15 protein-coding genes are annotated in these 19,912 nt (G+C 67.8%); 9 read left to right on the forward strand and 6 right to left on the reverse strand.

The window, feature by feature from the left end; genetic code table 11:
- Positions 1 to 3 precede the first annotated feature (3 nt).
- Positions 4 to 1,515 carry an ATP-binding response regulator gene (locus BLS66_RS14885; RefSeq protein ID WP_049467923.1) on the forward strand — a complete coding sequence of 504 codons (1,512 nt, stop codon included), beginning with the start codon at positions 4 to 6 and terminating at the stop codon, positions 1,513 to 1,515.
- Between the two features lie 1,663 nt (positions 1,516 to 3,178).
- On the opposite strand, the gene BLS66_RS14890 is transcribed toward BLS66_RS14885, so the two are convergent.
- Positions 3,179 to 3,922: a proteasome-type protease gene (locus BLS66_RS14890; protein ID WP_053505139.1), complete on the reverse strand. Its 744-nt coding sequence runs from the start codon at positions 3,920 to 3,922 to the stop codon at positions 3,179 to 3,181.
- Between the two features lie 91 nt (positions 3,923 to 4,013).
- On the opposite strand from BLS66_RS14890, the gene folK reads away from it, so the two are divergent.
- The gene (folK, locus tag BLS66_RS14895; RefSeq protein ID WP_074726187.1) at positions 4,014 to 4,499 is read left to right on the forward strand and encodes a 2-amino-4-hydroxy-6-hydroxymethyldihydropteridine diphosphokinase; all 486 of its coding nucleotides are present in this window, start codon (positions 4,014 to 4,016) and stop codon (positions 4,497 to 4,499) included.
- Positions 4,500 to 4,557: 58 nt separating this feature from the next.
- Here the strand turns inward: folK and BLS66_RS14900 are convergent, their stop codons facing one another.
- Positions 4,558 to 5,295: a pteridine reductase gene (locus BLS66_RS14900; RefSeq protein WP_049466695.1), complete on the reverse strand. Its 738-nt coding sequence runs from the start codon at positions 5,293 to 5,295 to the stop codon at positions 4,558 to 4,560.
- A 59-nt stretch (positions 5,296 to 5,354) separates the two neighbouring features.
- Between BLS66_RS14900 and BLS66_RS14905 the strand changes: the two genes are divergently transcribed.
- Together BLS66_RS14905 and BLS66_RS14910 are read left to right on the forward strand one after the other, a co-directional pair.
- Positions 5,355 to 6,539, forward strand: coding sequence for a class I SAM-dependent methyltransferase (locus BLS66_RS14905; RefSeq protein WP_049466698.1), 1,185 nt, complete (start codon positions 5,355 to 5,357; stop codon positions 6,537 to 6,539).
- Entirely contained in the window at positions 6,536 to 6,928 is a 393-nt protein-coding gene (locus BLS66_RS14910) for a VanZ family protein (RefSeq protein WP_074726188.1), read from the forward strand. Before BLS66_RS14905 ends, BLS66_RS14910 begins: the two co-directional genes overlap by 4 nt.
- 135 nt (positions 6,929 to 7,063) lie before the next feature.
- Here BLS66_RS14910 and BLS66_RS14915 read toward each other — a convergent pair whose 3' ends face one another.
- The 3 genes from BLS66_RS14915 to BLS66_RS14925 form a co-directional block, all read right to left on the reverse strand.
- Positions 7,064 to 9,421, reverse strand: coding sequence for a beta-N-acetylhexosaminidase (locus BLS66_RS14915; protein WP_074726189.1), 2,358 nt, complete (start codon positions 9,419 to 9,421; stop codon positions 7,064 to 7,066).
- Positions 9,422 to 9,532: 111 nt separating this feature from the next.
- On the reverse strand, positions 9,533 to 12,196 hold the full coding sequence (locus tag BLS66_RS14920) for a TonB-dependent receptor (RefSeq protein WP_057494989.1): 2,664 nt from the start codon (positions 12,194 to 12,196) through the stop codon (positions 9,533 to 9,535).
- 148 nt (positions 12,197 to 12,344) lie between these two features.
- A complete protein-coding gene (locus BLS66_RS14925) occupies positions 12,345 to 13,361 on the reverse strand; it encodes a glucokinase family protein (protein ID WP_053461389.1) in 1,017 nt (338 codons plus the stop codon).
- Positions 13,362 to 13,737: 376 nt separating this feature from the next.
- Here BLS66_RS14925 and BLS66_RS14930 point away from each other — a divergent pair, with 376 nt between their 5' ends.
- Genes BLS66_RS14930 through BLS66_RS14950 form a run of 5 tightly spaced genes read left to right on the forward strand, consistent with a single transcriptional unit; the run spans position 13,738 to position 19,385 of the window.
- A complete protein-coding gene (locus BLS66_RS14930; RefSeq protein ID WP_049466707.1) occupies positions 13,738 to 15,027 on the forward strand; it encodes a sugar MFS transporter in 1,290 nt (429 codons plus the stop codon).
- A 39-nt stretch (positions 15,028 to 15,066) separates the two neighbouring features.
- On the forward strand, positions 15,067 to 16,134 hold the full coding sequence (locus BLS66_RS14935) for a LacI family DNA-binding transcriptional regulator (RefSeq protein WP_049466708.1): 1,068 nt from the start codon (positions 15,067 to 15,069) through the stop codon (positions 16,132 to 16,134).
- A 7-nt stretch (positions 16,135 to 16,141) separates the two neighbouring features.
- Positions 16,142 to 17,170, forward strand: a complete 1,029-nt coding sequence (locus BLS66_RS14940) for an SIS domain-containing protein (RefSeq protein ID WP_057494991.1) — start codon at positions 16,142 to 16,144, stop codon at positions 17,168 to 17,170.
- Positions 17,170 to 18,318: an N-acetylglucosamine-6-phosphate deacetylase gene (gene nagA, locus BLS66_RS14945; RefSeq protein WP_074726190.1), complete on the forward strand. Its 1,149-nt coding sequence runs from the start codon at positions 17,170 to 17,172 to the stop codon at positions 18,316 to 18,318. Before BLS66_RS14940 ends, nagA begins: the two co-directional genes overlap by 1 nt.
- On the forward strand, positions 18,318 to 19,385 hold the full coding sequence (locus tag BLS66_RS14950) for an acyltransferase family protein (protein WP_074726191.1): 1,068 nt from the start codon (positions 18,318 to 18,320) through the stop codon (positions 19,383 to 19,385). Before nagA ends, BLS66_RS14950 begins: the two co-directional genes overlap by 1 nt.
- 237 nt (positions 19,386 to 19,622) lie before the next feature.
- Here the strand turns inward: BLS66_RS14950 and BLS66_RS14955 are convergent.
- On the reverse strand, positions 19,623 to 19,912 hold a 290-nt coding region (locus BLS66_RS14955), incomplete at its 5' end, for a transposase (RefSeq protein WP_143025175.1).

Here is a 19,912-nt window from a genome sequence, read left to right on the forward strand (position 1 = left end):
CCCATGCCCCTGACCGGTCCCGCCCTGGGGGCGCTGCGCATCCTGCTGGTGGAGGATTCACCGGAAGATGCCGAGCTGATGTCCGAACAGATGCTCGATGCGGGCCTGGACGCCCGTTTCGAGCGCGTCGAGAGCGAGGCTGAGCTGCGCCAGGCACTGGCCGCGTTCCAGCCGGACATCGTGCTGTCCGACCTGAGCATGCCGGGGTTCTCCGGTGATGATGCGCTGCGCATCGTGCGCGAGACCTCGCCGGAAGTGCCCTTCATCTTCGTCTCCGGCACCATGGGCGAGGAGAACGCGGTGGCGGCGCTGCAGAAGGGCGCCAACGACTACATCATCAAGCACCTGCCGGCACGCCTGCCCTCGGCGGTCGCGCGTGCGATCCGCGATGCACGCAGTGCGGTCGAGCGCGCACGCGTGGAAACCGAACTGATGCGTGCGCAGCGCCTGGAAAGCCTGTCCCTGCTTGCCGCCGGGCTCAGCCACGACCTGCGCAACATCCTGCAGCCGTTGCTGATCATGCCGGACCTTCTGAAGGCCCGTACCGACGATCCGCAGCTGCACCACCTGGCCGATGTCATCGCCGAGTGTGGCCGCCGTGGCCACGAGATGGCCGAATCGATGCTGTCGTTCGTGCGCGGATCGCGCAAGCCGAGCGAGCGCATCGAGATCAAGGGCCTGTTCGATGCGGTGGCCCTGCTGTTGCGCAGCAACGTGCCCGACGCCGTGCGCCTGGAACTGCAGGTGCAGGATGAAGGCCTGGTGGTCGACGCCAACTACACCGAACTGCAGCAGGTGATGCTGAACCTGGCGCTCAACGCGATCCAGGCGATGCCCAACGGTGGCCGCCTGAGCCTGACCGCCAGCCATGCCGGCCAGCGCGATGGCGTGGACTGGATGCGCATCTGCGTGGCCGATGAAGGCATCGGCATGGACGCGGACACGCTGTCGCACCTGTTCAATCCGTTCTTCACCACCAAGGCCGATGGCACCGGCCTGGGCCTGATTTCCTGCAAGCGCATCGTGGAAGGCGCCGGCGGCAGCATCCATGTCAGCAGCCAGCCGGGGCAGGGCACCTGCTTCGAACTGCGCTTGCCCATGCACGAAGCCAGCGACGGCAGCGAGCCGATCGAACAGCTGGTGGCGTTGGGCAGTGGCCAGTCGATCCTGGTCGTCGACGGCGAAGCCACGCGCCTGTCGCTGCTCGGCAATGCGTTGTCCAGCCAGGGCTACCAGCTGCAGCTGGCGTCCGACGGCCCGGCGGCGCTGCGCTGGATGCAGCAGGAGGCGATGCCGGCCCTGGTGATCGCCGATGCCGGTTCCAAGCTGCTGCCGGCCAGCCAGCTGCTGGGCGAGATGGCCGCGTTGGGCTATCGCGGGCCGGCGCTGGTGCTGGAGGATGCCGCGGTGGCCGTGCCCGCCGATGCGTTCCCGCCCGGCGTGGAGGTGCATGTGCTGCGCAAGCCGCTGCAGATGCAGCAGGTGTTCCGCGCGGTGGCCGAAGCGCTGGGCTGATGCCAGGGTAGTGCCGGCCGCTGGCCGGCGTCCCTGTGTGGTGGGATCAACGCGGTTGCCGGCCAGCGGCCGGCACTACCGGTCCAGGGTTTCCCAGGGGAAGCGCGGCAAGGCATCCACTGCCTGTTCCAGCCGCTGCAGATGCAGCCGATCTTCCGCGCGGTGGCCGAAGCGCTGGGCCGATGCCACGGTAGTGCCGGCCGCTGGCCGGCATCCCGTGCGGTGGAATCAATGCGGTTGCCGGCCAGCGGCCGGCACTACCGGTCCAGGGATTCCCAAGGGAAGCGCGGCAAGGCATCCACTGCCTGTTCCAGCCGCTGCAGATGCAGCCGATCTTCCGCGCGGTGGCCGAAGCGCTGGGCCGATGCCACGGTAGTGCCGGCCGCTGGCCGGCATCCCGTGCGGTGGAATCAATGCGGTTGCCGGCCAGCGGCCGGCACTACCGGTCCAGGGATTCCCAAGGGAAGCGCGGCAAGGCATCCACTGCCTGTTCCAGCCGCAGCAGATGCAGCCGATCTTCCGCGCGGTGGCCGAAGCGCTGGGCTGATCTCGCGGTAGTGCCGGCCAGCGGCCGGCACTACCGGTCCAGGGTTTCCCAAGGGAAGCGCGGCAAGGCATCCACTGCCTGTTCCGGCCGCAGTAGATGCAGCAGGTGTTCCGCGCGGTGGCCGAAGCGCTGGGCTGATGCCACGGTAGTGCCGGCCGCTGGCCGGCATCGCTGTGTGGTGGGATCAACGCGGTTGCCGGCCAGCGGCCGGCACTACCGGTCCAGGGTTTCCCAGGGGGAAGCGCGGCTACCTGTTCCTGCCGCTGCAGATGCAGCTGGTCTTCCGCGCGCTGGCCGAAGCGCTGGGCTGATGCCACGGTAGTGCCGGCCGCTGGCCGGCATCGCTGTGCGGTGGAATCAATGCGGTTGCCGGCCAGCGGCCGGCACTACCGTCCGGCGGTTTCCCAGGGGAAGCGTGGCGGGGCGTCCACCGCCTGTTCCAGCCGCAGCAGATGCAGCAGGTGTTCCGCGCGGTGGCCGAAGCGCTGGGCTGATACCAGGGTAGTGCCGGCCGCTGGCCGGCATCCCTGGGGTCGGGTCAATGCGGTTGCCGGCCAGCGGCCGGCACTACCGTCCGGCGGTTTCCCAGGGGAAGCGTGGCGGGGCGTCCACCGCCTGTTCCAGCCGCAGCAGATGCAGCAGGTGTTCCGCGCGGTGGCCGAAGCGCTGGGCTGATACCAGGGTAGTGCCGGCCGCTGGCCGGCATCCCTGGGGTCGGGTCAATGCGGTTGCCGGCCAGCGGCCGGCACTACCGTCCGGCGGTTTCCCAGGGGAGGGAAGCGCGGCAAGGCGTCCACTGCCTGTTCCAGCCGCTGCAGATGCAGCAGGTGTTCCGCGCGGTTGCCTAAGCGCTGGGCTGATGCCACGGTAGTGCCGGCCGCTGGCCGGCATCCCTGTGTGGTGGGATCAACGCGGTTGCCGGCCAGCGGCCGGCACTACCGGTCCAGGGTTTCCCAGGGGAAGCGCGGCAGCGCGTCCACCGCCTGTTCCAGCTGCAGTAGATGCAGCAGGTGTTCCGCGCGGTGGCCGAAGCGCTGGGCTGATGCCACGGTAGTGCCGGCCGCTGGCCGGCATCCCTGGGGTCGGGTCAACGCGGTTGCCGGCCAGCGGCCGGCACTACCGGTCCAGGGTTTCCCAGGGGAAGCGCGGCAGCGCGTCCACCGCCTGTTCCAGCCGCCGCGACCAGTTCTGGTGGATGTCGGCATACAGCGTGGAATCCGCGCCCAGCCGCAGCTGCTGGCCGATGCGCAGTTCGCCGTCGCGCAGCAGCGCCAGATCGATCGGCAGGCCCACCGACAGATTGGAACGGATGGTGGAATCGAGCGACACGATCGCCGTACGCGCGGCATCCTCCAAATGCGTGGCCGGGCTGAGGATGCGGTCGAGGATCGGCTTGCCGTACTTGGATTCGCCGATCTGCAGGTAGGGCGTCTCCGGCGAGGCGGCAATGGCGTTGCCGAGCGGGTAGATCATGTACAGCCCGGGCCGCTCGCCGGCGATCTGGCCGCCGAAGATCAGCGTGGCCTGGGTGTTGACCCCGTCATGGCCGTGTTCGCTGTGGCTGCTGTGCACCTGGCTGTCCACCAGCAACTGGCCCACATACGCGGCGGCTTCGAACAGGTGGGTCATGTCGCGCAGGTTGGGCACGCGTCGCTCTGCGGCGTCGCGGCCCAGGCGCGACACCAGCAGCTGGGTGGTGGCCAGGTTGCCAGCCGCCATCAGCACGTAGGCTGCCTGGCCGGGATACTCGAACACGTGCAGCTTGCGATGCACGCGCACATCGTCCAGCGAGGCATTGGTCCGGGTGTCGGCAGCGAAGACCAGGCCCTCGTCCACCTCGATTCCAACGCAATAGGTCATGTCGGTGCCCTATCATGTGCGTCCCGGATTGTAGGCAGGCCGCCGTGACGACGGCATGTCCACGCCCCCCAAGTGCCGTCACCTGAACCGCATGACCACCGTGCTCCTGAGCCTGGGCAGCAACGTCCAGCCCCGCCGCTACCTCCACGCCGCGGTGACGGCCCTGCGCGAGCGCTTCGGCGCGCTGCAGGTCTCGCCCGCCTACCGTACTGCCGCGGTCGGCTTTGATGGCCCGGCCTTCCTCAACAACGCGGTGGCGATCGAGACCGGCCTGCCGCTGCAGGAACTGGACGACTGGCTGCATGCGCTGGAGGATGCGCATGGCCGCGACCGCAGCGGGCCGCGCTTCTCCGACCGCACCTTGGACATCGACGTGGTGTTCTATGGCGACCTGGTGGTGGAAGGGCCGGGGCACCTGCGCATCCCGCGGCCGGAGCTGAAGCACGCGTTCGTGTTGAAGCCGCTGGCCGACATCGCGCCGGACTTCATCGATCCGGTCAGCGGACTGGACCTGGCCACGCTGTGGCGCGCGCACCCGCAGTTTGGCGAGGTGTTCGAGGTGGTTGACCTGGAATGATGGGGCTGCCGGCCAGCGGCCGGCACTACCGGTATGCCGGCCGCTGGCCGGCAATCCCTCAGCTGACCGTACGCCCGCCATCCACGCGCAGGGTATGGCCGGTCACGAAGCTGGCTTCGGCCACCAGCCAGTACACCGCTTCGGCGATCTCCTCGACCGTGCCGATCCGCGCCAGCGGCGTGCGTGCCAGCAGCGCCTCGCGGGCGAAATCGTCCTTGCCCTGTTCCGGCCACAGGATCGCCCCCGGCGCGACCGCATTGACCCGCACCTTCGGTGCCAGCTCCAGCGCCAGCGCGCGGGTGGCCATCTCCAGCGCGGCCTTGGCCATGGTGTAGGCGATGTGGTCGCGCATCGGGTCGGTGCCGTGCAGGTCGGTCAAATTGACGATGCAGCCCTGCTGGCGGCGCAGGTAGGGCGCCGCCGCCTGTGACAGCAGCAATGGCGCGCGTGCGTTGACCGCATACAGCGCGTCCATCGCCTCAGCGGTGACCTGGCCGAGTGGAGTGGGGAAGAAGTTGGAAGCATTGTTGACCAGCGCATCCAGGCGGCCGAAGTGGGTAACCGCCTGTTCCACCAGGTCGGGCAGGGCGTCGGCGTCACGCAGGTCGGCCTGCAGGGCCAGCACGCTGCCGGGGCGCACGTTGTCGAAATCGAACGCGGCCTGCTGCAGCTCGGCGCTGGAGGTGTGGGCGTGCAGCACCACCGACCAGCCGCAGGCATGGAACTGGCGGGCGATGGCCGCACCGATCCGGCGTGCGCTGCCGGTGATCAGGACCACGGGGTGGGTGTCGCTCATCGAGGGTCCTCCAAGGCTCGGCTATCCTGTGCACCATTGTCACCGCATTCGAAGACGCCATGCAGCCCACCTTCCCCCTGCCCGAAGCCGATGCCCTGGCCCACAGCGACCAGCTGGCGGCCGCCCTGCGCGCCGAAATCCTTGCCCAGGGCGGGGCGATGCCGTTTTCCCGCTTCATGGAGCTGTGCCTGTATGCGCCCGGCTGGGGCTATTACAGCGCGGGTGCCAGCAAGTTTGGTGGCAGTGGCGATTTCACCACCGCGCCCGAGCTCGGCAGCCTGTTCGCCGGCAGCGTAGCCAATGCGCTGGCGCCGGTATTCGCACAGCTGGGCGCGCAGGCGCGCCTGCTGGAACTGGGGGGTGGCACCGGTGCGTTCGCCGAGGCGGTGCTGCTGCGCCTGGCGGAACTTGATGCACTGCCGTCGCGCTACGCCATCCTTGAACCCAGCGCCGACCTGCGCGAGCGCCAGCAGCAACGGCTGCAGCAGAACCTGCCGGTGGAGCTGGCCGCGCGCGTGGACTGGGTCGACCGCCCGTTCGAAGAGGACTGGGAGGGCGTGGTGTTTGCCAACGAAGTGATCGACGCGCTGCCGACGCCGCGCTTCCTCATCCGGGATGGCGAGGTCTACGAGGAAACCGTGGAACTGGACGCCGAAGGCAACTTCATCCGTGGCGCGCAGCCGGCCGACATCCTGCTCAACGGTGCGGTGCGCCACATCGAGCGCTACCTGGAGCGCCCCTTCGCCGAGGGCTACCGCTCCGAGGTGCTGCCGCAGCTGCCGTACTGGTTGCAGGCAGTGGCGGGCGGCCTGCAGCGCGGCGCGATGCTGTTCATCGACTACGGTTACAACCGTGGCGAGTTCTACCAGCACGACCGTGATGAGGGCACCGTGCGCGCGTTCTACCGCCACCACGTGCACAACGACGTGCACCGCTGGCCGGGCCTGCAGGACATCACCGCGTCGGTGGATTTCACCGCGATGGCCGAGGCCGGCATGCACGGCGGTTTCGAGCTGGCGGGCTACTGCAGCCAGGCCAGCTTCCTGCTCGGCAACGGCCTGGACCAGGTGCTGTCGCTGGCCGAGGAGCGGACCGATGAAGTCGGCCGTATCCAGCTGCGCGACCAGGTGAAGAAGCTGACCCTGCCGACCGAGATGGGGGAGCGCTTCCAGGCGATCGGGCTGCAGCGCGGCGTCGACTTCGAGCCCGCCTTCGAGCTGGGTGACCTGAGCTGGCGCCTGTGAGCGATGCGCTGCCGCTGATCAAGCCGCTGCGGCGGCCGCGGCTGTGGACCGCGCTGTGGTTCAGCGCGGTGCTGCTGGTGATCGTGGTCTGCCTGATCCCGCCGCCGCCGATCCCGCTGCCGGAAAACGGCGACAAGGGCGAACACGTCCTCGCTTACTTCATTCTGGCCGGCAGCGCGGTGCAGCTGTTCCGTCGCGGTCGTCCGCTGCTGTGGGTGGCCGTGGGCCTGGTGCTGATGGGGATTGGCATCGAGTTCGCGCAGGGTGCATTTACCGATGACCGCATGGCCGATCCGATGGACGCCATCGCCAACACGGTGGGCGTGCTGGCGGGCATGGGCACGGCATTGACCCCCATGCGCGACCTGCTGCTGCGCTGGCGCGGGTAGGGTCGTGCCAACGCAGGTTGGCACCTAACCGTAGATCCACGCCATGCGTGGATGGAATCAGTAGATCCACGCCATGCGTGGATGAACTGTCCGAGGTACCGACCAAGGTCGGCACCCACCCGGACAGGCCTGCCGTCATTTCCCCAGCGTGACCTCATCCAGCACCCACATCGCCGGGCGCGTGTCGCCGGTGAAGTTGATGCACAGGTCAGCGGTGCCCTGCGTCCCCTTCGGCAGCGCCGCACGCAGCGTCACGAAGCCATCGGCATCCGGCTTGGCCGGCAACGGCACTTCCGCCAGTACCTTGCCGCTGCAATCGCCGCGACGCACCTGCATTTCGCCATGCGCGCGCCTCGCTTTTTCGAAGCGACGCTTGGGCTCGTCGTGGGCCAGCTGGAAGTAGTACGGAATGCGCCCCGCGCGGACTTCCACGCTGCCGATGCCGTCCAGCTGCGCCTGCGGCCAGCGCCAGCACGGCTGGAAGATGTCCACGTTGAACACCGCACGCGTTCCCTCGCGCGGGCCATCGTCTTCCAGGCGCAGCACCAGCCCTTTGCTGCCCACGCAGCTGAGCAGTTCATCGCTGCGGCGGCTGAGCAGCGATTGTGCGCTGAACGCCGCGACCGTCGGCTTCGCCGCCAGCATCTGGCCCTGGTAGAACGCGGCGGCCTGCACGGTAGCGGGCAGCTGCGCGGTCAGCGGCTGCTGGTACAGCGGCGACTGCGCCGTCACCGGCTGGCCATCGGTGCTGTAGCGCACTTCATAGCCCAGCGGGTTGGCCAGCGACACGGTCACGGAGTTCTTCGCGCGATCATCGGTGTAGTCAACGCCCACTTCGAACGGCGTCTGCGCGTAGGCCAGGCCCCAGGCGCGGTAGCGTTGCAGCTGCGCGGGCAGGCGCGCGAGGAAATCGCGGAAGTCGCGATGTTCCGGCGTGCTCCAGCCGGTCTCGGCCACTGCGGCCAGGCGCGGGAACAGGTTGTGCTGCAGGCGCGCGTAGGTGCGCGTGTGTTCGGTGAACATGTTGGCCTGCAGGCCCAGGATGTGCTGGCGCTTGTCGGCCGCAAGCTCGGCCGGCACCGGTTCGAAGTTGTACAGCTTGCCGAGGTTGACCTGGGTCGGGCGGCCGGGAGGTTCGTTCGGCGAGGCCGTCTGCAGGTAGTCCAGATACAGGTACCCCACCGGCGACATGACCACGTCATGGCCGGCACTGGCCGCGGCCAGGCCACCTTCGGTGCCCTGCCAGGACATCACCGTGGCCTGCGGCGGCAGCCCGCCTTCGAGGATTTCATCCCAGCCGATCAGGCGCCGGTCGTGCTCCTCCAGGAAGGTCTCCAGGTGCTTGATGATGTGGCTCTGCATGGCCATTTCATCCTTGATGCCCAGCGCACGCATGCGCTGCTGGACCTGCCTGGAGGCTTCCCACTGGTCCTTGACCGCCTCGTCGCCGCCGACGTGCACGTACCTGGCCGGGAACAGCGCAATCACCTCTTCCAGCACGTTTTCGAGGAAGGTGACAGTGCTGTCTTCGACGTTGAACAGGTTGGGGAACACGCCCCATTCGCTGATCGGCTTCAGCGGGGTATTGATCGAACCCAGTTCCGGGTACGCGGCAATCGCTGCGGTCGCGTGCCCCGGCACATCGATTTCCGGAATCACCTGGATATGCAGCTTCGCGGCATAGGCAATCACTTCGCGGATCTGGTCCTGCGTGTAGAAGCCGCAATACGGATGCTCCTTGCCAGTGAGCGGATCGATGCCACCGTCGCCGGCCGGGAGGCGGCAGCTGCCCACTTCGGTCAGCTTCGGATAGCGCTTGATCTCCATGCGCCAACCCTGGTCATCGGTCAGGTGCCAATGGAAGGTGTTCAGCTTGTGCGCGGCCATCGCATCGAGCACGCGCTTGATCTCGTCCAGGCTCTGGAAATGCCGTGCCGAGTCGAGCATGAAACCGCGCCAGCTGAAGCGTGGCGCGTCCTGGATCTGCACTGCCGGCAGCACGCCGTTGCTGCCGCCGGTGGCGAGCTGGGCGAGGGTGGTTGCGCCATAGAACAGGCCGGTTTCGTTGCCGGCCTGTACCACTACGCCCTGTGCGGTGCTTTCCAGCGTGTAGCTCTCACCGCTGTCGCGGAAGGTGGGCACGATCTGGAAGCGGATGCCACCGGTCCTGGCCGCCGTCTTGCCCTTGGCCAGCGCCAGGCGCGGGCCGCCACTGCGCGCCAGCAGGTCGGCGAACTGGCTGGCGACGCGCTGTGCGGCCTCGCCTTCGGCCAGCAGCACGGTATCGCCGCGCACGGTGATGCCGCTGCCCTGGCCGCGTTGCACAGTGGCTGGCGCGGGAATCAGCATCAGGCTGCCGGTGCGCAGCTGCGGGCCGGGGGCTTCGGTGGCGGGCGTTGGATCGGCGGCCAGCGCCGGCAGTGCCGGCAGCAGGGCGATCAGGCTGCCCAGCAGCAGCGCGCTGCGCATCCGGGCGCGGGAAGGCTTGACCATCGGAACGACTCCTTGGAACGGTGCGATGAACGCTATACATGAAAAACGCCGGGCCCGGAATGACCCAGGCCCGGCGTGCGTGCACGACTCGGCGATGTTGCTGCCGCTGGATCAGTACTTGAAGCGGAAGTTGAGGTAGTACTGGCGACCGTTGCTGTAGAACGAGGTCGGGATGGCCGCGGTCTGGTAGTACTTGTAGGTCGGGTTGTTGAGGTTCAGGCCATCCAGGCTGATGCTCAGCCAATCGGTGGCCTTGAAGCTCAGCGATGCCGACAGCGTGCCGAAGTCATCCTGGTAGTACGGATTGGTACCGGACAGGCTGATCAGGAACGAGGAACGGCGGGTGTAGCTGACGCGGGCACCGAAGCGCTCGTTCTCGAAGTAGGCACCCACGTTGTAGGTGTTCTTCGAGGTGCCCAGCAGGTTGTGCGAGCCATCCGACCAGGTATGCGAGGTGGTGCCGTTGGCATAGGTGTAGTTGGCATTGATGCCGAAGTACTCGCCGATCGGCTGCTCGTAGGCCACTTCCACGCCGGTGACCTTGCCGTCGGCATTGATCGGGGTGGAGATCTGGTAGGTCTCGAGCTGGTTGGTCAGTTCGCTGTACAGCTGGCGCGAGACCACGTCGAAGGCGATGTAGTCCTTCAGGTCCATGTGATACGCGCCCACCGACAGCAGGCCGCGCGGCATGAAGTACCACTCCAGGTTGGCGTCCAGGTTGGTGGACAGGGTCGGCTTGAGGTTCGGATTGCCGCCGCCGCCGGTGCGGTTCAGGTCCGAACCGTACGAGGAGGCACCCAGTGCCGAGTAGTCCGGCAGGGTCTGGGTCTGCGAGGCGGCGACGCGCAGCACCAGCGAGTCGTCCAGGTCGAACTTGATGTTGGCGCTGGGCAGCACACGGTTGCGCTTGTTCTGGAAGGCCAGGCGCTCCCACATGCCGAACAGGCTGCTGACATCGGCATCGGCGGCCTTGCTGACGGCGTTGTAGGTGTCGATGTCCTGCTTGATGTTGACGTAGCGCAGGCCGACGTTGCCGCTCCACCAGTCGCCGCGGAAGTTGGCCTGCACGTAGCCGGCGAAGTTCTTTTCCTTCACCTTCCATTCGGCGCCGTAGTTGTGGCGACCGGTCGGGCCATCATTGCCGGCCAGCCAGGTGGAGTTGTTGGTCACCGCGTCCTTCAGCGCGCCCGGCGTGAAGTACCAGAGGTTGCGCGGGAAGGTGCCGCCGATGTCACCGGCAAAGCCGCTGGGATAGTTGGCCGTCGCGCCGTTCTTCAGTGCGCTCCAGATGTCACCCGGCGTTGCGCCTTCCGGCGACAGTGCTTCGCGCTTGTGGTCGGCGAAACGCAGGCCGAAGTCGATCGAGCTCAGCACGCCGCCATCGTTGAAGTACTGGTTGAAGTCGAGCGTGGCCCACTTCTCCTTGTCTTCGGCGGTGACCTGCTGGTTGCCCCAGGTGCCGAAGCTGGTCACGCCGTTGGGCGAGATGTCGCCGCCGACGTTCCAGTCGATCGGCGAGCCATTGCCGTGGGTGGCCCAGCTGGCGCCGCCGCCGTTGGCCAGGGTGACTTCGGCGATGTACTGGCGCGGCGTTTCGCCGGTGCCCTTGGTGCTGCCGGCCTGGAATTTTGCCGTCAGGCTGTCGTTGATCTGCCAGTCGGCATCGAAGGTGACATAGCTCGACTTGGCCTTCGACTCACGGTAGATCATGTCGTACACCGCGTAGTCGGTGCCCGGCACGCCCCGGTAGGTGGCATTGGTCAGCACGCCATCCTTGACCACATAGCCCGGATCCGGCGCCTGCGACTTGGCGAAGCTGTTGCCGAACATCATGAAGTTGCGGTTGTAGTTGTTCGCCTTCAGCTCGGAGCTGAAACCATTCAGCCCGAGGGTGAGGCTGTCACTCGGCTTGAACTGCAGCGAGACCAGGCCGCCCTTGCGCTCGCGGGTCTGTTCGAACAGGGTCGAACCCAGCAGGCCCGGAACGTTGACGCCGATCAGGTCCGGATTGGTCCTGGCGACCGGATCGTTTGCGCCGATCTTGAAGAAGCCGCCCGGGATTTCCTGCGCTTCACGGCGCAGTTCGCGCTTCTGGCTGAAGCCCTGCACCATCACGCCGAAGGTGCCTTCGTCGTTCTTGTAGTTGAACAGCGCCGAATACTGCGGGTCGTTCGACTTGGCCTGGTCCGAGCGCACCAGGCCGATCGAGCCTTCCGCGGTGAACGGCTTGGAGAACTCCAGCGGCTTGCGCGTGATGATGTTGACGGTGCCGGTGGTGCCACCGTCCTGCAGCTTGGCCTGCGAGGACTTGTTCACTTCCACCGAGCTGACCAGTTCGGACGGCAGCAGCGAGTAGCTGACGCTGCGGCCGACGTTGTTGCCCTGGCTGAGCACGAACCAGTCGGCCGAACCGACGGTGTGGCCGTTGATCAGGGTCTGGGTCAGGCTCGGGCTGGTGCCGCGCAGGCTGACACGGTCGGCTTCGTCGAAGCCGCCTTCATCGGCGCTGGACGAGCTGATGTTGACGCCCGGCAGGCGCTGCAGGGTGTCGGCAACGTTGTGCGCCGGCAGCTTGCCCACGTCTTCGGCGGTGACCACTTCCACGCGCGCATTGGCTTCGCGCTTGGTGTCCAGCGATTTTTCCATCGAGCCACGGATGCCGGTAACGGTCACGGTGTCCAGGTCGGTGGCGGTCGGGGCAGCCTGCTGCGCGTGCGCACTGAAGGCGATGCAGCTGACGATGGCGGCCGAAAGCAGGGTCTTGCGGGTGTTCATGATGTCTCTCCTCATCACTCGATTGGATGCCGGCGGCGGTGTTCGATAACGGTTGCGATGACATGCGCGGGGCGGCGGCGAAGTCCCGTGCGTTGCGTTGGCGTGCCACGTACTGCGTGCTGCGATTGCGTTGAAGCCTGTTGCGGTGTCAGGCCGCGGACTGCTGCAGGTACCAGCTGGCCGCGCCGACCACGCCCAGCTGGCCGTGCTCGACGACCTTCACCGGAATGCGTGCCAGCGCTTCGCCCATCGGTCCCTTCTGCAGATAGCGCTCGACGAACGTGCTGGCATGCAGGTATTCGCGGATCTGCGGCAGGATGCCGCCGGCCAGGTAGACGCCCCCATGCGCGCCGTAGAACAGCGCCATGTCACCGATGGTGCTGCCGAGCAGGCCGCAGAACACATCCAGCGCCTGGCGCGCGCGTGCATCGGTATCGGCCATGGCCGCAGCGGTGACCGCATCGGGGCTGGCCAGCGTCGGCGCCTGCCCCTGCAGCGCGCAGACCGCGCGGTACAGGTTCATCAGGCCCGGGCCGGAGATCGCATGCTCGATCGACACATGGGCGCGATCACGCTGCATGTGGCGGACGATGGCCATTTCCAGTTCGGTGCTGGCCGCCAGGGTCGGCTGGCCGGCTTCGGTGGGCAGCACCACCGGGCCGTGCGCGGTGGGGATCCACAGCGCGGCGCCCAGGCCGGTGCCGGGGCCGACCACCAGGGTCGGGCCACGCGCGGCGGTGTCCGGGCCGCACAGGTGCAGCACGCCGCTGGCGTCGACCTGCGCGGCAGCGTAGGCCACCGCCTCGAAGTCGTTGACGATGTAGACCCGCTGCAGGCCCACATCGGCTTCCACCTGGCGCGCCGACAGCGGCCACGGCAGGTTGGCGGTGATCACGGTGCCGTCCTCGCGGGCGTAGCCGGCGCTGGCGACCACGCAGTGCGTGGGGCGCGGGCCTTCGCCCAGGAAGTCGGACAGGATCGCGCTGAGACCGGCGTGGTCGGCGTTGCGGTACTTGCGGTATTCCAGCACCTGCACCGGATGGGCGGCATCGCCGCTGGCCTGGACCCGGGCCACGCGCACATGGGTGCCACCGACGTCGGCGGCCAGGAACGAGGGCGCGACGCGGGACAGGACATGGGCCGGGGCGGGGTGGCTGGCGGTCACGCGGGCTCCTGCTGCAGGTGGGGCCGGCCCCGGGATCGGGAGCGGCGATTGGGCCGGAGTCTGTAACCGCGCTGACAACGATGTCAACGAGTTCGTGACACTTTCGTTGCTGCGCCGCAACGAATGCGCCACGTGGTAAACGTTTACATGGCGTGAACGCGGGATTCACGCGGGAACCGTTGTGCCATGGGGCTCAAGCTGCCCAGCGCATTCAGCGTGATGCACGGTCACTGCGTTGCGCAGTGCAACATGGCGCGCAGGGGGCGTCGGATGGAAGTTGACAAACCGCCGTTGTCCATCGAAAGAATGTGACAACGTTGTTCCCAGCCACTCTCCGACGCCGCGTTCTGCGGCCGTCGCCGCAGGAGCCCTCCTGATGTCCGCCGTCCCCGCTGCAAGCGCGCGCCCGAACGTGGCCACCTCCATCGCCATCGTCGGCGTGCTGTTCTTCCTGATCGGCTTCTTCACCTGGCTCAACGGTCCGCTGATCACCTTCGTCAAGCTGGCCTTCGAACTCAGCGAGGTCGGCGCCTTCCTGGTGCTGATGGTGTTCTACCTGTCCTACTTCTTCTTGGCCCTGCCAGCGTCGTGGATCCTGCGCCGTACCGGCATGAAGAAGGGCCTGAGCCTGAGCCTGCTGGTGATGGCCGGGGGGGCCGCCCTGTTCGGCGAATTCGCCACCCAGCGCTGGTACCCGGGCGCGCTCGGCGGCCTGTTCGTGATCGGCAGCGGCCTGGCCCTGCTGCAGACCGCGATCAACCCCTACATTTCCATCCTCGGCCCGATCGAGACCGCAGCGCGCCGCATCGCGCTGATGGGCATCTGCAACAAGATCGCCGGCATGCTCGCCCCGGTGCTGATCGGCACGCTGGTGCTGCATGGCATCGGCGACCTTGATGCGCAGGTGCAGGCGGCTGATGCGGTCACCAAGGCCGCGCTGCTGAACGAGTTCGCTGCCAAGATCCACACCCCGTACCTGGCGATGGCCGCGCTGCTGGTGGTGCTGGCGGTGGCCGTGCTGTTCTCGCCGCTGCCGGAAATCAAGTCGTCCGAAGCCAATGCCACGCCGGTCGCCGCCGGTGCCGCCGAACGGCGCAGCATCTTCCAGTTCCCGCACCTGTGGCTGGGCGTGTTGTGCCTGTTCGTCTACGTGGGCGTGGAGGTGATGGCCGGTGATGCGATCGGTACCTACGGCCATGGTTTCGACCTGCCGCTGGACCAGACCAAGATGTTCACCTCGCTGACCCTGGGCGCGATGCTGGTCGGCTATGTCGTCGGCCTGCTGCTGATCCCCAACGTGGTGTCGCAGTCGCGCTACCTGACCTTCTCGGCCGTGCTGGGTGTGGTGTTCTGCCTCGGCGCCTGGGCCACCCACGGCTACGTCTCGGTGGCCTTCGTGGCCCTGCTGGGCTTCGCCAACGCCATGATGTGGCCGGCGATCTTCCCGCTGGCGATCCGCGGCCTGGGCCGTTTCACCGAGACCGGCTCGGCGCTGCTGGTGATGGGCATTGCCGGCGGCGCGATCATTCCGCAGCTGTTCGCCGTGCTCAAGCAGCACATCGACTTCCAGCTGGTGTTCGTGCTGCTGATGGTGCCGTGCTACCTGTACATCCTGTTCTACTCGGTGATCGGCCATCGCGCCGGCCTGCCGCAGGACAAGGCCTGATCGGCGATGATGGACGGCAGCCAACCCCAGGGAAAACCCATGCGCAGAGCGACCATCAAGGACGTTGCGGAGAAGGCCAAGGTCTCGCTGAAGACGGTCTCGCGGGTGATCAACAACGAACCTTCGGTGATGCAGGCCACCCGTGCGCGGGTACTGCGTGCCATCGCCGAACTCGATTACGAGCCCGATCCGTCCGCACGCAACCTGCGCAGCGGCACCACCTTCGTGATCGGGCTGGTCTACGACAACCCGAACCCGTACCACATCATCGGCGTGCAGAACGGTGTGCTGGCCGCGTGCCGCGAGACCGGCTTCGGCCTGCAGATCCATCCTTGCGATTCCAGCTCGCCGCTGCTGGCCGATGAGCTGGCCGACTGGGTACAGCGCTCGCGCCTGGCCGGGCTGGTGCTGACCGCACCGATGTCCGAGCGCCGCGACCTGGTCCAGGCGCTGACCGCGCGTGGCATCAAGCTGGTGCGCATCATCGCCGCCACCGAAGACCCCGCCGACGGTGCCTGCGTGTTCGTCGACGACCGCGAGGCCGCTTACGAGATCACCGAACACCTGATCCAGCTGGGCCACCAGCGCATCGGCTTCCTGTGGGGGGGCAGTTCGCATCGCTCTTCGGGCGAACGCTATGCCGGTTACGAAGCCGCGCTGAAGGACTACGGCATGACCGTGGACAAGCACCTGGTGGTGCAGGGCGATTACACCTTCGACGACGGCTTCCGGGGTGCGCGCCGCCTGCTGGCGCTGCGCGAGCCGCCCACCGCCATCTTCGGTTCCAACGACGAAATCGCCGCCGGCGTGCTGGCCGCTGCCAAGTCGGCCGGCATGAACGTGCCCTACGACCTGTCCATCGCCGGGTTCGAGGACAGCCCGTTCTCGCGCCAGTCGTGGCCGCCGCTGACCACCGCCAAGCAGGCCACCGAGGACATCGCCCGCCACGCCGCGCGCCTGCTGATCGCGCAGCTGCGCAGCGATGCCTACGACGATGCGCCGGCGCCGCTGCACAACCAGGGCTTCGTGCCGCAGCTGGTGGTGCGCGGCTCGACCGCGCCGATGCGCCCGGCCGGCGCACGCCCCCTTCCTTCCGATCCTGCCTGAGCCCGCCATGTCGCTGTCAGACCCCACGTCCACCCTGATGTTCGCCGAGGCCGCCGAAGCGGCCGACGTGGTTGCCCGCCAGTTCTCGCGCAACCACGCCACCCTGGAAACGCTGGCTGCCAGCCTGCGCGCCGCGCCGCCGCCGTTCGTGGTCACCTGTGCACGTGGCAGCTCCGACCACGCCGCTACCTACGGCAAATACCTGCTGGAGACCCAGCTGGGCCTGGTGGTCGCGTCGGCCTCGCCGTCGGTGGGTTCGGTCTACGCCGCGCCGCTGCAGCTGCGCGGTGCGTTGTTCATCGTCATTTCGCAGTCGGGCAAGAGCCCGGACCTGCTGCGCAACGCCGAGGCGGCCAAGGCCGCTGGCGCGCGCGTGATCGCGCTGGTCAACGTCGAGGATTCACCGCTGGCGCAGCTGGCCGACACGGTCATCCCGCTGCACGCGGGGGCTGAAAAGAGCGTGGCGGCGACCAAGAGCTACCTGGCCTCGCTGGCCGCGTTGCTGCAGCTGGCCGCGTACTGGAAGCAGGACAGCAGCCTGCGTGCAGCGCTGGACCTGCTGCCCGATGCGCTGCGTGAGGCCTGGCAGTGCGACTGGAGCGCGGTGACCGAGGGCCTGGTCGACGCCACCAACCTGTTCGTGCTCGGCCGTGGCCTGGGCCTGGGTGCAGCGCAGGAAGCCGCGCTGAAGTTCAAGGAAACCTGCAGCCTGCACGCCGAGGCCTACAGCTCGGCCGAGGTCAAGCACGGCCCGATGGCGCTGGTCGACCGCGGCTTCCCGGTGCTGGCCTTCGCCCAGCCGGACGAAACCGGCGCCGGTACCCGTGCGGTGGTCGATGAGTTCACCGCACGCGGCGCGCAGGTGTGGCTGGCCGGTGCCGGTGGCAACCTGCCGGTGGCCGCCGCACCGCATCCGCTGTGCGCACCGCTGCTGACCGTGCAGAGCTTCTACCGCGCGATCAACGCGCTGGCACTGCGCCGTGGCTTCAACCCGGACCTGCCGCCGCATCTGAACAAGGTCACGGAGACGGTGTGATGGCAACCGTGCTGCGCAACGCCCGCATCCTGGCAGGCGATGAGTTCCGCGACGACTTGGCGGTGGTGATCGAAGACGGCCGCATCAGCGCGCTGCTGCCCGATGCCGCGCCGCAGCTCGGCCACGCGGCCGAACAGGTGGACCTGGGCGGCGGCTGGCTGCTGCCCGGCTTCATCGACGTGCAGGTCAATGGTGGCGGCGGCGCGCTGTTCAACAACACGCCGGACGTCGCGGCGCTGCGCACCATCGCGCAGGCCCATCGCCGTTTCGGTACCACCGCGATGCTGCCCACGCTGATCAGCGATGACGTGGCGGTGATGCGCGAAGCCATCGGTGCGATGCGCGAGGCCATCGCGCAGGGCGTGCCGGGGGTGATCGGCATCCACCTGGAAGGCCCGTACATCGCGCCGGCGCGCAAGGGCACGCACGATGCCAGCAAGTTCCGCGTGCCGGATGAAGAAGAGATCGCACTGGCCGCGTCGCTGGACAACGGCGTGACCCTGCTCACGCTGGCGCCGGAGCGCGTGCCGCTGGAGACCATCCGTGCACTGGTCGAGCGGGGCGTGATCGTTGCCGCCGGCCACACCGCAGGCACCTACGAAGAGATCCGCGCCGGCCTGGATGCGGGCGTGCGCGGTTTCACCCACCTGTACAACGCGATGTCGCCACTGCAGGGCCGCGAGCCCGGCGCAGTGGGCGCTGCGCTGGAAGACCGCGACAGCTGGATCGGCATCATCGTCGATGGCGTGCATGTGCACCCGGCCAGCCTGCGCGTGGCACTGGCGGCCAAGCCGCGTGGTCGCCTGCTGCTGGTAACCGATGCGATGCCGCCGGTCGGTGCCGACGATCCCAGTTACGTGCTGTATGGCGAAACCATCACCGCCATCGATGGCGTGGTGCGCAATGCCGCCGGTTCGCTGGCCGGTTCTGCGCTGGACATGGCCACCGCCGTGCGCAATACCGTGCAGCTGCTCGGCCAACCGTTGGCCGAAGCCGCACGCATGGCGTCGACCTATCCGGCGCAGTTCCTCAACGTCGACGACCGCCTGGGCCATATCGCCGAGGGCTACCAGGCCGACCTGGTGCTGCTGGACGACGACCTGCAGGTGCGTGGTACCTGGATTGCCGGACAGTACGAGGCCGCCTGATGAACAGTACGCCGCCACGCCGCCTGGGCTCGATCGATGCCCTGCGCGGCATCACCGTGGCGGCGATGCTGCTGGTCAACAATCCGGGTGACTGGAGTGCGGTGTTTGCACCGCTGCGCCATTCGGAATGGCACGGCTGCACGCCCACCGACCTGGTGTTCCCGTTCTTCCTGTTCCTGGTGGGCGTGTCGATGGCCTTCAGCGTGGCACCGCGCGCGCGGGATACGGCGGCGCGACCGGCGTTGGCGCGCGGCGTACTGGAGCGCGCGCTGCGCATCCTCGTGGCCGGTGCACTGCTGCACCTGCTGATCTGGTGGGCGCTGCATACCCATCACTTCCGCATCTGGGGCGTGCTGCAACGGATCGCGGTGTGCGCCGCGTTGGTGGGTGTGCTGGCGGTGTATGCGCGGCCGCGCGTGCAGGTGGGCGTGCTGGTCACGCTGCTGGTGGGCTACACCGTGCTGCTGCTGGGCATCGGTGACCTGGCGCCATGGACCAACCCGGCCAGCCGCTTGGACACCACGCTGTTCGCCCCCTGGATCTACCAGTGGCAGGCCGATACCGGGCTGGGCCATGACCCGGAAGGGTTGCTGAGCACGCTGGGTGCGCTGGCCAGTACCGTACTTGGCCTGTTGGCCGGTGGCCTGCTGCGCAGCGGACGTGCCGCCGCGCTGGCGGGGCTGGGTGCGGTGACCGCCGTGCTGGGCCTGCTGCTGGCCGGGGTGTTGCCGTTGAACAAGCAGCTGTGGACGCCCAGCTACGTGCTGTGGACCGGTGGCCTGGCCGCGCTGGCACTGTGGTTGGGCCACGTGCTGATCGACCAGAAGGGATGGCCGGCGCTGGGCCGGCGCTTCGGCGTCAATGCGATCACCGCGTATCTGGGGGCCTCGGTGATGTCGGTGGCGTTGATGGCCAGCGGTGCCTGGAGCTGGATCTGGCAGCAACTGGCCGCCGCGATGCCGCAGGCGCTTGAGCTGGCATCGATGCTGCAGGCGCTGGCGTTCGTCGCGCTGTGGTGGGGTGTGGCGTGGTGGCTGGACCGCCGCAAGATCTATCTGAAGATCTGATGGCACGGGGTCGGATCGCTTTCCGCAGGAAGGGGCTCTGACCCTTCCCGGGAGGGCACCTCATCCACGCATGGCGTGGACCAACCGGGTGTGTCGGCGGCTCAATCCACGCATGGCGTGGATCTACCGGGTGTATCGGCAGCTCAATCCACGCATGGCGTGGATCTACCGGGTGTATCGGCGGCTTAATCCACGCATGGCGTGGATCTACCAGGTGGGGCAGTAGCAACTGTCTTGTCAGGGGCAGCCGAGGGCCACCTCGGCGTCCCGCTTACGGGCGTTGAGGATCACCAGCATTTTGCGCATGACCGCCACGAGCGCCACCTTGCTCGCTTTGCCCTTGGCCTTCAGACCAGCGTAAAACGCGCGCAGTCTTGGCTCGTACCGGATGGCCGTCAGGGCCGCCATGTAAAGGGCTTCGCGTACCACCGCGCGCCCACCACTGATCCGCCGTTGGCCCTGCCAGGTGCCACTTTCGCGGTTCATCGGGGCCAGCCCCACCAGCGACGCTATGGCTTTGCTTCCCA

The organism is Stenotrophomonas pavanii, assembly GCF_900101175.1.
Lineage (GTDB): Bacteria > Pseudomonadota > Gammaproteobacteria > Xanthomonadales > Xanthomonadaceae > Stenotrophomonas > Stenotrophomonas pavanii.

Bases quoted from the DNA above. Each gene is read 5' to 3' on its own strand.
- BLS66_RS14885 (WP_049467923.1), top strand. From the start codon at position 4: ATGCCCCTGACCGGTCCCGCCCTGGGGGCGCTGCGCATCCTGCTGGTG.
- BLS66_RS14920 (WP_057494989.1), bottom strand. From the start codon at position 12,196: ATGAACACCCGCAAGACCCTGCTTTCGGCCGCCATCGTCAGCTGCATC.
- folK (WP_074726187.1), top strand. From the start codon at position 4,014: ATGACCACCGTGCTCCTGAGCCTGGGCAGCAACGTCCAGCCCCGCCGC.
- BLS66_RS14940 (WP_057494991.1), top strand. From the start codon at position 16,142: ATGTCGCTGTCAGACCCCACGTCCACCCTGATGTTCGCCGAGGCCGCC.
- BLS66_RS14905 (WP_049466698.1), top strand. From the start codon at position 5,355: ATGCAGCCCACCTTCCCCCTGCCCGAAGCCGATGCCCTGGCCCACAGC.
- BLS66_RS14915 (WP_074726189.1), bottom strand. From the start codon at position 9,421: ATGGTCAAGCCTTCCCGCGCCCGGATGCGCAGCGCGCTGCTGCTGGGC.
- BLS66_RS14930 (WP_049466707.1), top strand. From the start codon at position 13,738: ATGTCCGCCGTCCCCGCTGCAAGCGCGCGCCCGAACGTGGCCACCTCC.
- BLS66_RS14900 (WP_049466695.1), bottom strand. From the start codon at position 5,295: ATGAGCGACACCCACCCCGTGGTCCTGATCACCGGCAGCGCACGCCGG.
- BLS66_RS14935 (WP_049466708.1), top strand. From the start codon at position 15,067: ATGCGCAGAGCGACCATCAAGGACGTTGCGGAGAAGGCCAAGGTCTCG.
- nagA (WP_074726190.1), top strand. From the start codon at position 17,170: ATGGCAACCGTGCTGCGCAACGCCCGCATCCTGGCAGGCGATGAGTTC.
- BLS66_RS14950 (WP_074726191.1), top strand. From the start codon at position 18,318: ATGAACAGTACGCCGCCACGCCGCCTGGGCTCGATCGATGCCCTGCGC.
- BLS66_RS14890 (WP_053505139.1), bottom strand. From the start codon at position 3,922: ATGACCTATTGCGTTGGAATCGAGGTGGACGAGGGCCTGGTCTTCGCT.